The sequence below is a fragment of the Vibrio sp. Vb1755 genome (assembly GCF_033338635.1).
Classification (GTDB): domain Bacteria; phylum Pseudomonadota; class Gammaproteobacteria; order Enterobacterales; family Vibrionaceae; genus Vibrio; species Vibrio alginolyticus.
In genome coordinates this window covers 1-15,164 of the sequence record NZ_JAWOTA010000005.1, presented here as the reverse complement: position 1 = coordinate 15,164, position 15,164 = coordinate 1, and the positions used below count along the sequence as shown (strand labels likewise).

The 15,164-nt window shown below is 45.0% G+C and carries 11 protein-coding genes; 8 read left to right on the top strand and 3 right to left on the bottom strand.

The features are described 5' to 3' along the window. Window positions 1-205 precede the first annotated feature (205 nt). From R7E00_RS06820 to R7E00_RS06800, 5 genes are all read left to right on the top strand, one after another. Window positions 206-1,234 (top strand): amino acid ABC transporter substrate-binding protein, encoded by a 1,029-nt coding sequence (locus R7E00_RS06820; RefSeq protein ID WP_005377403.1) that lies wholly within the window; start codon window positions 206-208, stop codon window positions 1,232-1,234. A 218-nt stretch (window positions 1,235-1,452) separates the two neighbouring features. Next, entirely contained in the window at window positions 1,453-2,658 is a 1,206-nt protein-coding gene (locus R7E00_RS06815; protein WP_005377402.1) for an amino acid ABC transporter permease, read from the top strand. A 1-nt stretch (window position 2,659) separates the two neighbouring features. Further along, window positions 2,660-3,757, top strand: coding sequence for an amino acid ABC transporter permease (locus R7E00_RS06810; RefSeq protein ID WP_005389988.1), 1,098 nt, complete (start codon window positions 2,660-2,662; stop codon window positions 3,755-3,757). 23 nt (window positions 3,758-3,780) lie between these two features. Then, entirely contained in the window at window positions 3,781-4,530 is a 750-nt protein-coding gene (locus tag R7E00_RS06805) for an amino acid ABC transporter ATP-binding protein (RefSeq protein ID WP_005377400.1), read from the top strand. A gap of 249 nt (window positions 4,531-4,779) precedes the next feature. Next, on the top strand, window positions 4,780-5,442 hold the full coding sequence (locus tag R7E00_RS06800; RefSeq protein ID WP_025766607.1) for a Bax inhibitor-1/YccA family protein: 663 nt from the start codon (window positions 4,780-4,782) through the stop codon (window positions 5,440-5,442). 76 nt (window positions 5,443-5,518) lie between these two features. On the opposite strand, the gene R7E00_RS06795 is transcribed toward R7E00_RS06800, so the two are convergent. Further along, on the bottom strand, window positions 5,519-5,893 hold the full coding sequence (locus R7E00_RS06795) for a chromosome partitioning protein ParB (RefSeq protein WP_042523006.1): 375 nt from the start codon (window positions 5,891-5,893) through the stop codon (window positions 5,519-5,521). A gap of 408 nt (window positions 5,894-6,301) precedes the next feature. Between R7E00_RS06795 and R7E00_RS06790 the strand changes: the two genes are divergently transcribed. Further along, entirely contained in the window at window positions 6,302-6,631 is a 330-nt protein-coding gene (locus R7E00_RS06790) for a TusE/DsrC/DsvC family sulfur relay protein (RefSeq protein ID WP_005377396.1), read from the top strand. Between the two features lie 2 nt (window positions 6,632-6,633). Here the strand turns inward: R7E00_RS06790 and yccX are convergent, their stop codons facing one another. After that, complete coding sequence (gene yccX / locus R7E00_RS06785) at window positions 6,634-6,906, bottom strand: acylphosphatase (protein WP_033905335.1); 273 nt, start codon at window positions 6,904-6,906, stop codon at window positions 6,634-6,636. 90 nt (window positions 6,907-6,996) lie between these two features. Between yccX and R7E00_RS06780 the strand changes: the two genes are divergently transcribed. Together R7E00_RS06780 and R7E00_RS06775 are read left to right on the top strand one after the other, a co-directional pair. Beyond that, the gene (locus R7E00_RS06780; protein ID WP_053304484.1) at window positions 6,997-8,400 is read left to right on the top strand and encodes a methyl-accepting chemotaxis protein; all 1,404 of its coding nucleotides are present in this window, start codon (window positions 6,997-6,999) and stop codon (window positions 8,398-8,400) included. A 159-nt stretch (window positions 8,401-8,559) separates the two neighbouring features. Next, window positions 8,560-9,753, top strand: a complete 1,194-nt coding sequence (locus R7E00_RS06775; protein WP_262606062.1) for a class I SAM-dependent methyltransferase — start codon at window positions 8,560-8,562, stop codon at window positions 9,751-9,753. Window positions 9,754-9,806: 53 nt separating this feature from the next. Here R7E00_RS06775 and R7E00_RS06770 read toward each other — a convergent pair. After that, window positions 9,807-15,164 (bottom strand): Calx-beta domain-containing protein (locus R7E00_RS06770; RefSeq protein ID WP_318124417.1); only part of this gene is annotated, 5,358 nt, incomplete at its 5' end.

The window sequence follows — 15,164 nt, the reverse complement described above, 5'->3', positions numbered from 1 at the left end:
CTCAAGGCACTTTGTAAGTTCTCTCAAAACTTCATTTAAATTATATATTTGAGAATTAACAGATCCTTTCCTACGCTTATAACTGGTTGATCTATCGAATGCCGTTTCTTCGAAAATCAATCACGTAGGACGATAACTCTAACGAATTGGACACGTTATTTCAGGTCACTCCTGATTAAACATGGATCATACAGGAAGGATACAAATGGCAAATAAACTCACAGTTCTTGCTTCCGTCGTAGCGGCTTCTACTGCGATGATGGCAACATCAGCTCAAGCAGCAGACACTACTCTGGACAAAGTCACAAAACAAGGCTTTCTTACTTGTGGCGTAAGTACCGGTCTACCTGGTTTCTCTAACCCTAACTCAAAAGGCGAATGGGAAGGTATCGACGTAGAATATTGCCAAGCACTGGCTGCAGCCGTTCTTGGGGATAAAACGAAAGTTAAATATGTACCCCTAACCGCAAAAGAACGTTTCACTGCGCTTCAATCTGGTGAGATTGATGTGCTTTCCCGTAACACGACCTGGACTCTCCACCGTGACACTGCACTGGGCCTAAACTTCGTAGGTGTGAACTACTACGATGGTCAAGGTTTTATGGTGAAGAAGGAACTTGGTATCTCAAGTGCTAAAGAGCTTGATGGTGCGTCGGTATGTGTTCAATCAGGTACAACAACCGAGCTAAACCTTGCAGATTATTTCCGCAACCAAGGCATGGCGTACAAACCAGTGGTATTCGACACAGCGGCGCAAACTTCGAAAGGTTTTGATGCGGGACGCTGTGACGTATTAACAACTGACCAATCTGGCCTTTATGCACTACGTTTGAATTTGAAAGATCCGTCCTCTGCGGCCGTTCTTCCAGAAATCATCTCTAAAGAGCCACTAGGTCCAGTCGTTCGTCAAGGCGATGATCAATGGTTTAACATCGCTAAGTGGACATTGTCTGCGATGATTAACGCTGAAGAATACGGTATTAGTTCGAAGAATGCGGATGAAATGCTGAAGTCAACAGATCCAAACATCAAACGTATCCTCGGTGTTGATGGCCCTAAAGGCAAAGGTTTGGGTATTCGTGATGATTGGGGCTACCAAGTTATCAAACAAGTTGGTAATTATGGTGAAAGCTTCGAGCGTACAGTCGGTACTGGTTCGCCGTTAGAAATCTCTCGTGGCGTTAATGCGCTATGGAATGCGGGCGGCTTTATGTACGCGCCACCAATCCGATAGAAAGAGTTAATCAGGGCGGTTCATGCCGCCCTTTTTCTTGATTATATCTCACTGTATGAGTAAGGATCGCTCATTGGATGGCGAAAAGCGCTCGCTTGGTGGAACGGCTTTAAAGGTTCGTAAGTCACCAGACATGAGAGCGTTATTCTTTAGCCAGCAAGGACGAAACTTCTTTATACAGGCCGATATCTATAACTAAGGTTTGAGGTTATCGCTGTATGAAACCGACACAAGATGCATCGCCAAGTACGATGTCCAAACCAAGCGGAAGCAAGAGCCTGATTTATAATCCTGCCTTTCGTTCTGCTATTTTCCAGATCATTGCCATTGCTGCACTGGTATTTTTCTTTTACACGATTGTAAACAACGCTCTCAATAACTTAGATGCTCGTGGTATTGCAACGGGCTTCGGTTTTCTGAATCAAGAAGCCGGGTTTGGTATTGGGTTAACACTAATTGAATACGATGAAACGTACTCTTACGGTAGAACATTTATCATCGGCCTTCTTAATACGGCGTTAGTCTCCGTATTAGGTATTATTCTGGCTACTGTGATTGGCTTTACCATGGGGGTTGCCCGCCTTTCTTCTAACTGGTTAGTTAGTCGTTTAGCGGCAGTTTATATCGAAACTTTCCGAAATATCCCCCTTCTTCTGCAAATATTCTTCTGGTATTTCGCTGTTCTTCAAGCATTACCCTCACCACGCCAAAGCTTAAGTCTTGGTGAAGCTATTTTCCTGAACGTTCGTGGCTTATATTTCCCTGCACCGACTATGGAACCCGGCAGTAGCTACGTTATTGCCGCGTTAATCTTCGGGGTAATCGCAAGCTTATTAATTAATGTATGGGCGAATAATAAGCAACGTCTCACTGGGCAACAAACCCCAATGGGAAGAATAGTTTTGGGTTTAGTTGTTGGCCTTCCATTGGTTGTGTACTTCCTTGCTGGTATGCCAATTTCACTGAATTATCCTGAACTAAAAGGGTTTAACTTCCGAGGTGGTATTAGCATTATTCCTGAATTGGCTGCGCTACTTTTGGCATTGAGTGTTTATACAGCTTCTTTCATTGCTGAGATTGTGCGCTCTGGTATTAATGCGGTTAGCCATGGTCAAACCGAAGCAGCGATGTCGCTAGGCTTACCACGCTCGAAAACTTTAAAGCTTGTTGTCATTCCTCAAGCGTTACGAATTATTATTCCACCTTTAACCAGTCAATATCTCAACCTCACCAAAAACTCATCGTTAGCGATGGCGATTGGTTACCCAGATCTTGTCTCTGTGTTTGCTGGTACTACCCTGAACCAAACGGGACAAGCGATTGAGATCATTGCGATGACGATGGGCGTGTACTTGACATTAAGTCTGATTACGTCTGCATTAATGAACTTGTATAACCGTAAAGTCGCGCTGGTGGAGAGATAATATGAGTACTCATCAATTTCAACCGGATCTCCCACCACCCGCCAATACTGTAGGCTTCGTTGGTTGGATGCGGAAAAATCTATTTAATGGCCCTATCAATTCCATTGTTACTGTCATTCTTGCGTATATTGTCGTAACTGCAATATGGTATATCGTGGATTGGGCGTTTATTAACGCAGACTGGATTGGCTCAACGCGTGACGACTGTAGCCGAGATGGTGCTTGCTGGGTATTTATCAGCGTGCGCTGGGAGCAGTTCATGTATGGTTTTTATCCAGAGTCCGAACTATGGCGCCCTCGCCTTTTCTATATCACATTGGCCATATTTACTGTTTTACTCGCGTATGAGAAGACACCGAAACGGATGTGGATTTGGCTTTTCTTCGTAAACATCTACCCATTCATCATCGCTGGGCTGTTATACGGTGGTGTCTTTGGACTAGAAGTGGTCGATACACACAAGTGGGGTGGACTACTCGTTACACTCATTATTGCGCTAGTTGGTATCGTAGTTTCATTGCCAATTGGTGTGGTGCTTGCGCTTGGTAGACGTTCAGAGATGCCGATCATTCGCAGCATTTGTACCGTCTACATTGAAGTTTGGCGTGGCGTTCCTCTGATTACGGTTTTGTTCATGGCTTCGGTTATGCTTCCATTGTTTATGTCTGAAGGCTCAGAGACAGATAAACTGATTCGCGCCCTTATAGGTGTGGTTATGTTTGCCTCCGCTTACATGGCAGAAGTGGTACGCGGTGGTCTACAAGCCATTCCGAAAGGTCAATATGAAGCCGCTGATGCGCTTGGGTTAAGTTACTGGAAAAAGACTGGGCTGATTATCTTGCCACAGGCGCTAAAGATTACTATTCCTTCTATCGTGAACACCTTCATCGGTTTGTTTAAAGACACCAGTTTGGTACTCATCATTGGTATGTTTGACGTACTCGGTATAGGGCAAGCAGCAAACACCGACCCTGAATGGTTAGGCTTTGCTACAGAAAGTTATGTATTTGTCGCGTTAGTGTTTTGGGTATTTTGTTTTGGCATGTCACGCTATTCGATATGGCTTGAAAACAAACTTCATACCGGTCACAAACGATAACTCATCAAGATCAAGGACGTATTATGACGCAACAACAAGACTACATGATCCAATTGAAGGACATGAATAAATGGTATGGTGAGTTTCACGTACTAAAAAATATTAACCTCGACGTTAAGCGCGGCGAGAAAATCGTTATCTGTGGTCCATCAGGGTCGGGAAAATCAACGATGATTCGCTGTATTAACCGTCTTGAAGAGCACCAAGCAGGCAGCATTTACGTCTCTGGTACGGAATTAACTGAAGACTTAAAGAACATTGAAGCAGTGCGCCGAGAAGTGGGCATGTGCTTTCAACACTTTAATCTCTTCCCTCATTTAACCGTACTGGAAAACTGTACGCTCGCGCCTATCTGGGTGAAGAAGATGCCAAAAGATGAGGCAGAAGCAGTTGCGATGAAATATCTGGAACGTGTAAAAATTCCAGACCAAGCGGAGAAGTATCCCGGTCAGTTGTCTGGTGGTCAGCAGCAACGTGTGGCGATTGCTCGCTCTTTGTGTATGAACCCTAAAGTCATGCTTTTTGATGAGCCAACATCTGCACTCGACCCGGAAATGGTTCGCGAAGTACTGGATGTAATGGTCGAACTCGCCGAGGAAGGCATGACTATGCTATGTGTGACACATGAAATGGGCTTTGCTAAAGAGGTTGCCGATCGCGTGATATTCATGGACGCAGGAGAGATCATCGAAGAAAACAACCCGGTCGACTTCTTTGAGAATCCTCAATCGGATAGGACCCAAAACTTCCTAGCGCAAATCTTACACCACTAAGATTTAGCCGAATCGACATAAAAAAGCACTGGTTTCTATGAAGCCAGTGCTTTTTGTTACTAAATTCAAAAATCTGTGTAAGAATCAATATAGCTATGCTAGTCAGTAATATTGTGTTACAAGTTGCCAAATACATAACATCTTATTTCTATTATTATTTTATCTAAGTTACGTATGGTTAGGGCTTGATTTTTTGAACTTTCAATCCCATAAATGTACTTAAAAGAAAGTCTCTTATCGAGGAAGATTATGAACAGTCCAATGTTTACCCGCACTTCAACTCAAGAAAGTGCTCTACAAACGAACAAAGTATTGCGTAATACTTACGCTCTACTTTCAATGACACTTTTATGGTCGGCAGTCGTTGCTGGCGTTGCAATGGCATTTAACCTTCCACATCCAGGTATCATCCTAATGCTGGTTGGTTTCTACGGCCTATTATTCTTAACAGAGAAAAACCGTAACAACAGTCTTGGCCTTGTGTTTACGTTCCTATTTACTGGCTTCTTAGGTTACACCGTTGGCCCTATTCTAAACATGTACATAGGTGCAGGCATGGGCGATATCGTATTAACCGCACTCGGTGGTACGGCACTATCTTTCATGGCAGCATCGGCATACGCACTAACAACGAAACGTGACCTATCGATGATGGGTGGCTTAATGCTATCACTATTTGTTGTGCTGGTTGTGGGCATGATTGCAAGCTTCTTTATTCAATCAACCCTTTTACACTTGGCGTTGAGCAGCTTGTTTATCATTTTCTCTACTATGGCGATCCTGATGACAACACAAAGCATTATTCGTGGCGGTGAAACAAACTACATCTCTGCGACAGTAACTTTGTATGTATCAATCTACAACATCTTCATCAGCCTACTAAGCATTCTAGGCATCATGAACGACGATTAATCGTTTCTCGTTAAGTAGAATCAAAAAGCCCGAAGGTAATTCCTTCGGGCTTTTTCTTTGCAAGTAATTCAGTTTGTTACGCTTGGTCTACCGCCAACTCGATAACTTCGTCAGCTTCTGGGTTTTCTCTAAAGCGTCTCACTTTAATCGTTTCCTCTCCTAACATGATTTGCTTGGCGATTCGGTGCATACCGTCAAAAACACGATAGTCACTGGTTAAGATTACCGGATACGACAAATCAGCATTGTTGATTCGTTGGCAATGTTTTGCAATTTCACGACAGGTTGGCTGTGGCCCTTCATGACTAAACCAAGTCACTTCATTTGGGCCTTTTATATCAGCAATCGCAATTTCTTCTACAGGTAAGGATTCTGCAAGTTGCCAAATTCGCTCGATGGACCAAGTGGATTTTACATTGTCATTAATCTCAATGTAACGTTGTTTCGACATGACTAACTCCTTGTCATCATTGTTGTTTCTAACCTGAATACAGGCTTTCATTAATCCAATGAGAATATCGGTCTATGAAAACAAACACAACGTTGTCAGCTATTCATTCACCCATAAAATCCCATAATCAGACAAGTAGCCAAGAAAAAACCAAAACAAAAATGAATAAGCCTGGATATCCATGCAATTTCGTTGGTACTCACCCCGTAAAATTTCTAACAAACTGAATAGTTTCCTATTTATTTGAATAAAAGAGCATTTCTATCAAAGTGCCTAGCTCAGTCAAAAACACTCACCATTTTGTACGCTTTTGATTCGCTCGATACGACTTCGAGATTCTTTTGTTGAGAACATTCTCGGCTGTCGCTAATCTATAAACATCCATGTTTACTTAACGGATAAAACGTTATGTTCGTTTACAACGGCAAAGAAATTGAAACGGATGCTCAAGGCTACTTATTGGATCATACTCAATGGGAAGAAGGTATGATTGAGCTTTTAGCAAAAGAAGAAGACATCGAGCTTACGGATGCTCATTTGGAAGTTGTGCATTTTGTGCGAGACTTTTATGAAGAGTTTAATACCTCCCCTGCAGTGCGTATGCTTGTGAAAGCGATGGAAAAAGCGCACGGCCCAGAAAAAGGTAATAGTAAGTATCTATTCAAGCTGTTTAAAAAGGGGCCAGCCAAACAAGCAACCAAATTAGCCGGCCTACCAAAGCCAGCTAAATGCTTGTAGATTCATAAAATTTTAAAACCGCGTAACGGCTTATACGACGCAGGCTCCTGCATCACATGCTCTACTGTTGCCGTTCGCGGTCCTTCTTGTAACCATTTCGAAAACGCAACTATTTGCGCGTCTGTTCCACACGCCATCACTTCAACATCACCATTGTTTAGGTTCTTCGCATAACCTGTTAACCCTAGCTTCAATCCTTGATGGGAAGTATGGTAACGAAAGCCCACGCCTTGAACATGACCTTTTACTATAAATCTCTCACACTTTACGTTCATCTTTGTACCGCTTCTTTTTACTGAGTGATATATTCTTTTCGTCTATTCACCCCACTAAGGATAGTGGGTTTTTGCACGGTTATTATAATTATGAAAGAAATTCCATTCCGCTGGATTGATAAGTATCTCATTCACTTAAAGATTCAAGAAAAGTTCTATTTGCTCTTCGTTCTCCCTCTTCTTGCTTTAGTCATTCTCACTCTCGTCCTTAATAGCGCGGCTAATACACTGATCTCAAGTATGTACCAAGAAGAGCTCATGCTTATGAAAGGTCTGATAGAGGCAGGCAATCTTTCTCAATCTCAAGTAGCAAGCCTCATTGCGGGTTCAGAAACCGTTTCTATTGGCTCTGGTCCGCAATCCGTGTCTGTTTTAAATGGTGCGTACAGTTTGGTTGCGAACCATGAACTTTCTTTATGGACTGCCCTATCAACGACTCAAGTGAGCATCATCTGTGTGAGCTTGTTTATTCTCGCTCTTGGCGTTTACTACATCATGACGTTTATTGGCGGCGCGATGTTCACGATGAACAAAGCATTAAACACTCTTGCTGGTGGCGACCTAACTGCGAGAATGAACTTCTTCCCTGTTCGCGACGAGTTTAGTGAAATTGCTATTACGATAGACAAAGTTGCAGAACGAGAGCAACAAATGGTGCTGTCGATTCAAGAGTCTGTGGCTTTAATGCAACAAATTAGCTCAGATCTGAATCAATCGATTCATCACAGTTCAGATATTTCAGCGACTCAGCAGGAACACCTCAACTCTCTTGCGAGTGCAACTGAACAGATGGCATCAACGATTCGAGAAGTCGCGACACTAGCTCACGATTCAAGCACGCAAACCGATGATGCACGTAACGTGGCTCAGTCTGGACAAGTGAAAGTTGAGAATACGCTTCACTCGATTTCGAACCTTTCTAATGAGATTCAATCTGCGTCTCAAGCCGTTGCCGAGTTAGATGCCAATGCAGCACAAATTGATGAAGTAGTGACAACCATTAATGGGATTTCCGAGCAAACTAACCTACTTGCATTGAACGCAGCCATTGAAGCAGCACGTGCTGGAGAACAAGGTCGTGGATTTGCGGTCGTTGCGGATGAGGTTCGCGCTCTTGCGGGGCGCACTCAGCAAGCGACAGTTGAAATCCAAACGATGATTGAATCGTTACAGCGTAACAGCCAGTCGCTTACTAAGCTGATGGAAGTGACAGTTAATAATGCAAATGAGGGACAAAACCTCATGACGGAAGTGAATCACGAAATCGGCTCTTTGGCAGATAAAAATCAAACTATCTCCGACAGTAGCATTCAAATTGCAACAGCAGCTGAAGAGCAAGGTGTAGTCGCGGACAATATCGCCTCAAGCGTTGAAGAAATTCGAGTTCAAGCAGATAACGTGTGCAATATGATAAGCACGACTTCACAAAACGTTGATCAACTGCGTAAGCAAAGCGACACAATGGAAGCACTACTTACTGGACTTAAAGCATAGCAACGGAATCTATTACAGCAAATTCAATAAAAGGGTCACTTTATGACCTTTTTTGTATTTAAAAGTCACTACAATGTACTGGATTGCCGAGGGATATTGCTTTTACCATTTACATCCCGGACAATACGCCCCTTTCAAAATTCAACAAGAGCTAATGAAATGACAGCTGCTATCTATTTGGTTAAAGGTCGTGAGAAATCGGTCAAGCGCAAGCACCCTTGGATCTTCTCTCGAGGCATCAACAAAGTTGAGGGCGAACCTGCTCTTGGCGAAACGGTTGATGTATTCACTCACGACGGTAAATGGCTAGCTAAGGCGGCATATTCGCCAGCTTCACAAATTCGTGCTCGTATTTGGAGTTTTGATAAAGAAGAAATCGACACCGCGTTTTTCGTTAAACGACTTAAAGACGCACAACTTCTTCGTGACGACATTATCAAACGTGATGGCCTTACGGGTTATCGCCTTATCGCAGCAGAGTCTGACGGCTTACCTGGCGTTACGATCGACCGTTACCAAAATTTCTTTGTGTGCCAACTTCTCAGTGCTGGCGCAGAACACAATAAGCAGGCTATTGTTGACGCTCTGGTTGAGTGCTTCCCTGATTGTAATGTGTACGAGCGCTCTGACGTGGCCGTTCGTAAAAAAGAAGGTTTAAAAGAGAGCACGGGCGTTTTGCACGGCGAAGAGCCACCTAAATCGGTCGTCATCGAAGAAAATGGCGTAAAGATTAGTGTAGATATCGTTGGCGGACACAAAACAGGTTTCTACCTAGATCAACGTGATAGTCGCCAGCAAGCGATGAAATATATGAAAGGCAAAGAAGTTCTTAACTGCTTCTCTTACACAGGTGGCTTCGGACTTTACGCTCTAAAAGGTGATGCAAAGCGTGTGATTAACGCTGACGTGTCGCAACCTGCTTTAGATACCGCAAAATTCAACGCAGAGCTAAACGAGTTTGATATTTCGAAGAAGCGTGCCGTGTTCCTAAATGCAGACGTGTTTAAGCTACTTCGTGAGTATCGTGATCAAGGAACTCAGTTCGATGTGGTTATTATGGACCCACCGAAGTTCGCAGAGAGCAAAGCACAACTAAACGGCGCATGTCGTGGTTACAAAGACATCAACATGCTTGCAATGCAAATTCTAAAACCGGGCGGCACGCTACTGACCTACTCGTGCTCTGGCTTGATGGATCAAGTTCTGTTCCAGAAAATCATCGCTGATGCAGCCGTAGACGCTAACCGCCAAGTAAAGTTTGTGGAGCGTTTTGAACAAGCCGCTGACCACCCAACCGATACAGCATATCCAGAAGGTTTCTACTTAAAAGGTTTTGCATGTAAAGTGCTTTAGGCTACGAATAAGTAAGACAAAGCAGAAGAAAAGGGCCTACTGGCCCTTTTTCATTATGGCTCTAAGTTAACCTTAGTCAGTGCGGATAACACATCTCTCTCAAAGTCCGCATTTCCCACGATTAAATCACTAAACTCTGTCGCCCCGTTTTCTATTACGATAGTTTGAATTGAGTTTCCATCGTTATGGGTTATTTCTAGAGATAAGTCATCGCCATCAATGTTCAAGTCAATACTATTGAGAAGTTCTTCTATCGTATTGTGCCCTGCATCTTCAACGACTTCACTCAGATCTAAGGTGTCCAAATCTCTCTCAAAACCTCTAATTAGATCTGTTCCTGTATCCAAGGAGTCGTTGACCCATTTAAAGACATCTGCCTCGTTATCATTACCGATCAAGATGTCATGACTTACGTCCACTTCAGCTTCAATAATATTTGCAGAGCCATTACTTGAAGCATTTACTCCTCCGTTTTCATCAATAACGAATTGCAGGGTGTTCTCACTTTGATCACCATCGTTATCCGTCAATACATAATCGAAGTCTAACGTTTCAACTGCATCACCCACCGCACCATAAAATGCATACGCACCATCGTTTAAGTCGATTTCCAGAGTATGTTTGCTGTCGATATAGATAGTAAGCTGCATCGTTGTGTCGTCAAATGCATGCGAAATACCATCGTTATTGTCAGTTACTATTAGGTCTGAACCATCAAACGAATAAGTGACACCGTCATGTTCTATTTCGCTAATATAACCACCATCTGCACCAATACCTGTATCTGGAGAAGTGGTATACATCAAGTTCCCCCCAACAGGTTGAATCACTGACTGCAACATAACCGGAGGTAATTGAGTTACGTCAGGAACCACAACACCATCAAGGTCTTGATTCAAAAAGCCATCATATGCTACGCGATCTAATTGCTCCGGCATAAGATTAACGCCCATACCATACGCTAGGGCTGTTATCTGATTATCAGGATCGGTTAGGTGATCAATCCAACTCTGCTCGCGAGCGTCGTTTATAAATGATGACGCAGGGTTTGGCTGACCATCTGACAAGAAGTAACTAACATTCGACGCACTGGTTAACTTACCTACATCATCCCATGACTGTTTTGCTTCATTTAGCGCGTTGTTATAGTTAGTCGCGCCACCCGCAGTTAGCGTCTCAATATACGCTTTGGCCTCCTCGACCGTCAGCCACGTCGCAGCACCTATAGCGTAAGTGGATGCTGTACTGCTATAAGTAATAATTTGAACTCGCGTTTGACCGATAGACTCATATTGATTCAATAACTGAGTTGCCGAATCTTTCATTATCTGCAAGCGATTATCCGTTCGCATAGAACCCGAGACATCCATTATGAGCTGAACGTTGGCACTTTCTTTAGTTTCTGCAACTACATCGTGAATAATAGATGCAGAATCTGGTGAGTCATCTTCCACAATAACGTTGACCGTTGTGGAGTTAGTAAGACCACGAGCATTCGAGACAAGCACAGGCACCTCAATATTTAAGGTGTCTTCTCCAGATGGGTTGGAGTGATCAATCGGACCAAGAAGCTCCGTAGATACCACTCCAGTATCATTGACTGATATTTTGATAACCTCTTCACCGTTCGCTGAACCGATAAGCATTTGGTCGTTATTTGATAACGTCCACGTTACAGAGATACCGTTACTAGTAAGAGCTGTAGATGGTTCACTGAGCGTAACAGAATCAACGGTTTGACCCAGCGTCAATTGTTCTACATCAGTACTCGAGTCAGTTGTGTCATCAAAGCCGTTTAGAGCAGAGTCATCAGCAATGGCGTTGCTTAAGCCTTCCTCAGAAACGTTTAGAGTTACACCTTCTACGATTGGTGGGGCGTAAGGGTTGACAGAAAAGTACCCCGTTTTACTGTCTCCATCATTATCAGTAATCGTGTAGTTAAAATCGATATCCCCATCGCCATAAGGTGAGGTCAAAGGTAAGTATTGGAAGAACTCCCATTTTCCAGTGCTAGGTGTAAGTTGAACTTCGAATGCAAGCTCTCCATCAGCCTCTGCAATCAGTCTATTAGAGTTTTGTGGATCAACGTATATCAACACGTCTTTACCATCTAGAGTCTCTAAACCAGCCTCACCTCCATTTAAGACTATAGAACCAGGGCCATCAGCTCCATATACAGCACCGAGGTTCCCATCCGCACTAGCAATTGGCACGCCAGAGTACGCACCTGTAAAGGTTATTGATTTAACGGTAAAGTCACTGTTGTCTTCAGTATCCGGGCCATTGCCATTACTGGTCGCCTCGAGGATGATTTTATCAAAGCCTCCCTGTTGAACATTGAAATTTGCCGCGTAATCACCACTGCTTGCGTCAGAGCTGAACGATTGCTGAGCAATTAATACACCATCTCTATAAAAAGATGCGATTCCTTTCTCAAGTTCACCACCAAACATTTTCTCAAATTCTATTTCTGCTCCGTAAGCAACTTTATTGCCTAAGTCTATGATTAACTGCTCTGATACACCCTCATTACCCGCGAATCGATAATCGACTTCGTTTTCTAATTGGAAGCCGTTGTTACCAGAACTTTTAACGCCAATCCCTTCTGATGATTGATTGATTTCAGCTGTTCCCAGCATCACAGATTCGTCAGACACAAAACCGTTTGCAGTCACAACAACGTCCCCAAATGTTCGACTGGTTGCGTCTGCCTCACTTCCTGCAAAATCTATGCGCCCTGTCAGAACGTTAGGTGCACCAGTAAGCGACACATCGACGGGTTGAACAACAACAGGCACGTATGGGCAATCATCTTCAACGGCCACATTTAAGCTTTGAGATGTTGTTGTTTGTCCATCACTTACAGAAATCTGTAAATCAAAGTTGATGATGTCTTCCACATCATTAACAGGATGATCAAGTGGCTCAAACAGAGTAATAGTATAGTCCCAAGAGCCTTGACCTGAAGCTGAAGGCTCGCTCAGCATAACAGTAGCAACAACGCTCAGGTGAGCAGTTTTCGCAGTCAGCGTTTGAGTACTGTTGTCCCACGTCCACGATATAGGCTCCCCTCCTGATGTTAGGTTGTTAGGGCCTGCCAATACCACTGAAACATTCGCCGTGTCTGGATCGGCAACTGTGAATGTTCCTGAGAAACTTGCGGAGTTAGTGGTGTCTGAAGGTGATCCTGTATTATCAGGGATGCCATTAGCTAAACCTTCTTCCGAAACAACTGCATTCACAACATTTGAAATAGAAGGAGGAGCATCATTATCAATAATCGTTGCCGTACCGGTATCGCTGCCTTGCACTGCGCCAATGCCAGTCACTGTCACACTGAAATCTTCTGGGCCTTCGTACACCGCGTCATCAATGGCAGCGATGCGCACATCAAACTCAGTTTGCCCTGCCGGCACCGTCACCACGCCATCGTTTGGCACTGTCACCCAACCGGAGCCTGTGTTGTATTCTAAGGTGCCTAAGTCTCCAACTTCGGTGTCACCTAAGTTCAGGCCTAGCTCGACTTGAACAGTGGACTCGGAGGCGTTCGACAACGTCACTTTGAAGTTGGCTGTCTCACCCTCATTGATGGTGCCAGCGTCGGTAATAGTCACATTCGGGCGGTCATCATCCGGATCAGGGCCCGGACCACTGCCGTCATCCACTATCGTCGCCGTACCCGTATCGCTACCTTGCACTGCGCCAATGCCAGTCACCGTCACACTGAAATCTTCAGGGCCTTCATAAACAGCATCATCAATGGCAGCGATGCGCACATCAAACTCAGTTTGCCCTGCCGGCACCGTCACCACGCCATCGTTTGGCACTGTCACCCAACCGGAGCCTGTGTTGTATTCTAAGGTGCCTAAGTCTCCAACTTCTGTGTCACCTAAGTTCAGGCCTAGCTCGACTTGAACAGTGGACTCAGAGGCGTTCGACAGCGTCACTTTGAAGTTCGCTGTCTCACCCTCATTGATGGTGCCAGCATCTGAAATAGTCACATTCGGGCGGTCATCATCCGGATCAGGGCCTGGACCCGTGCCATCGTCCACGATCGTTGCTGTCCCCGTATCGCTACCTTGCACTGCGCCAATGCCAGTCACCGTCACACTGAAATCTTCTGGGCCTTCATAAACAGCGTCATCAATAGAAGCGATGCGCACATCAAACTCAGTTTGCCCTGCTGGCACCGTTACTACGCCATCGTTTGGCACTGTCACCCAACCGCTTCCGGTGTTGTATTCTAAGGTGCCTAAGTCACCGGTTTCGGTGTCACCTAAGTTGAGGCCAAGCTCGACTTGAACTGTAGACTCGGAGGCGTTCGACAACGTCACTTTGAAATTCGCTGTCTCACCCTCATTGATGGTGCCAGCGTCTGAAATAGTCACATTCGGGCGGTCATCATCCGGATCAGGTCCTGGACCCGTACCGTCATCCACTATCGTTGCCGTCCCCGTATCGCTGCCTTGCACTGCGCCAATGCCAGTCACCGTCACACTGAAATCTTCAGGGCCTTCGTACACCGCGTCATCAATGGAAGCAATGCGCACATCAAACTCGGTTTGCCCCGCTGGCACCGTTACTACTCCATCGTTTGGCACTGCAACCCAACCACTTCCCGTGTTGTATTCTAAGGTGCCTAAGTCACCGGCTTCCGTATCACCAAGATTAAGACCCAGTTCCAACTGCGTTTCCGCTTCAGACGCGTTCGATAGCGTTACTTTGAAGTTCGCCGTATCACCCTCATTAATGGTGCCAGCATCGGTAATAGTCACGCTTGGACGGTCATCATCCGGATCAGGTCCTGGACCCGTGCCGTCATCCACTATCGTTGCCGTACCGGTATCGCTACCTTGCACCGCCCCAATGCCAGTCACCGTCACGCTGAAATCTTCTGGGCCTTCGTACACCGCGTCATCAATGGAAGCAATACGCACATCAAACTCAGTTTGCCCCGCTGGCACCGTTACTACGCCATCGTTTGGCACTGCAACCCAACCGGAGCCTGTGTTGTATTCTAAGGTGCCTAAGTCACCGACTTCGGTATCGCCGAGATTAAGACCCAACTCTACTTGCGTTTCCGCTTCAGACGCGTTCGATAGCGTTACTTTGAAGTTCGCCGTATCACCCTCATTAATGGTGCCAGCATCGGTAATAGTCACGCTTGGACGGTCATCATCCGGATCAGGTCCTGGACCCGTGCCGTCATCCACTATCGTTGCCGTACCGGTATCGCTACCTTGCACCGCCCCAATGCCAGTCACCGTCACGCTGAAATCTTCTGGGCCTTCGTACACCGCGTCATCAATGGAAGCAATACGCACATCAAACTCAGTTTGCCCTGCTGGCACCGTTACTACGCCATCGTTTGGCACTGCAACCCAACCGGAGCCTGTGTTGTATTCCAAGGT

Bases quoted from the DNA above. Each gene is read 5' to 3' on its own strand.
- yccX (WP_033905335.1), bottom strand. From the start codon at position 6,906: ATGAACGTAAAGTGTGAGAGATTTATAGTAAAAGGTCATGTTCAAGGC.
- R7E00_RS06800 (WP_025766607.1), top strand. From the start codon at position 4,780: ATGAACAGTCCAATGTTTACCCGCACTTCAACTCAAGAAAGTGCTCTA.
- R7E00_RS06780 (WP_053304484.1), top strand. From the start codon at position 6,997: ATGAAAGAAATTCCATTCCGCTGGATTGATAAGTATCTCATTCACTTA.
- R7E00_RS06815 (WP_005377402.1), top strand. From the start codon at position 1,453: ATGAAACCGACACAAGATGCATCGCCAAGTACGATGTCCAAACCAAGC.
- R7E00_RS06795 (WP_042523006.1), bottom strand. From the start codon at position 5,893: ATGTCGAAACAACGTTACATTGAGATTAATGACAATGTAAAATCCACT.
- R7E00_RS06790 (WP_005377396.1), top strand. From the start codon at position 6,302: ATGTTCGTTTACAACGGCAAAGAAATTGAAACGGATGCTCAAGGCTAC.
- R7E00_RS06775 (WP_262606062.1), top strand. From the start codon at position 8,560: ATGACAGCTGCTATCTATTTGGTTAAAGGTCGTGAGAAATCGGTCAAG.
- R7E00_RS06820 (WP_005377403.1), top strand. From the start codon at position 206: ATGGCAAATAAACTCACAGTTCTTGCTTCCGTCGTAGCGGCTTCTACT.
- R7E00_RS06810 (WP_005389988.1), top strand. From the start codon at position 2,660: ATGAGTACTCATCAATTTCAACCGGATCTCCCACCACCCGCCAATACT.
- R7E00_RS06805 (WP_005377400.1), top strand. From the start codon at position 3,781: ATGACGCAACAACAAGACTACATGATCCAATTGAAGGACATGAATAAA.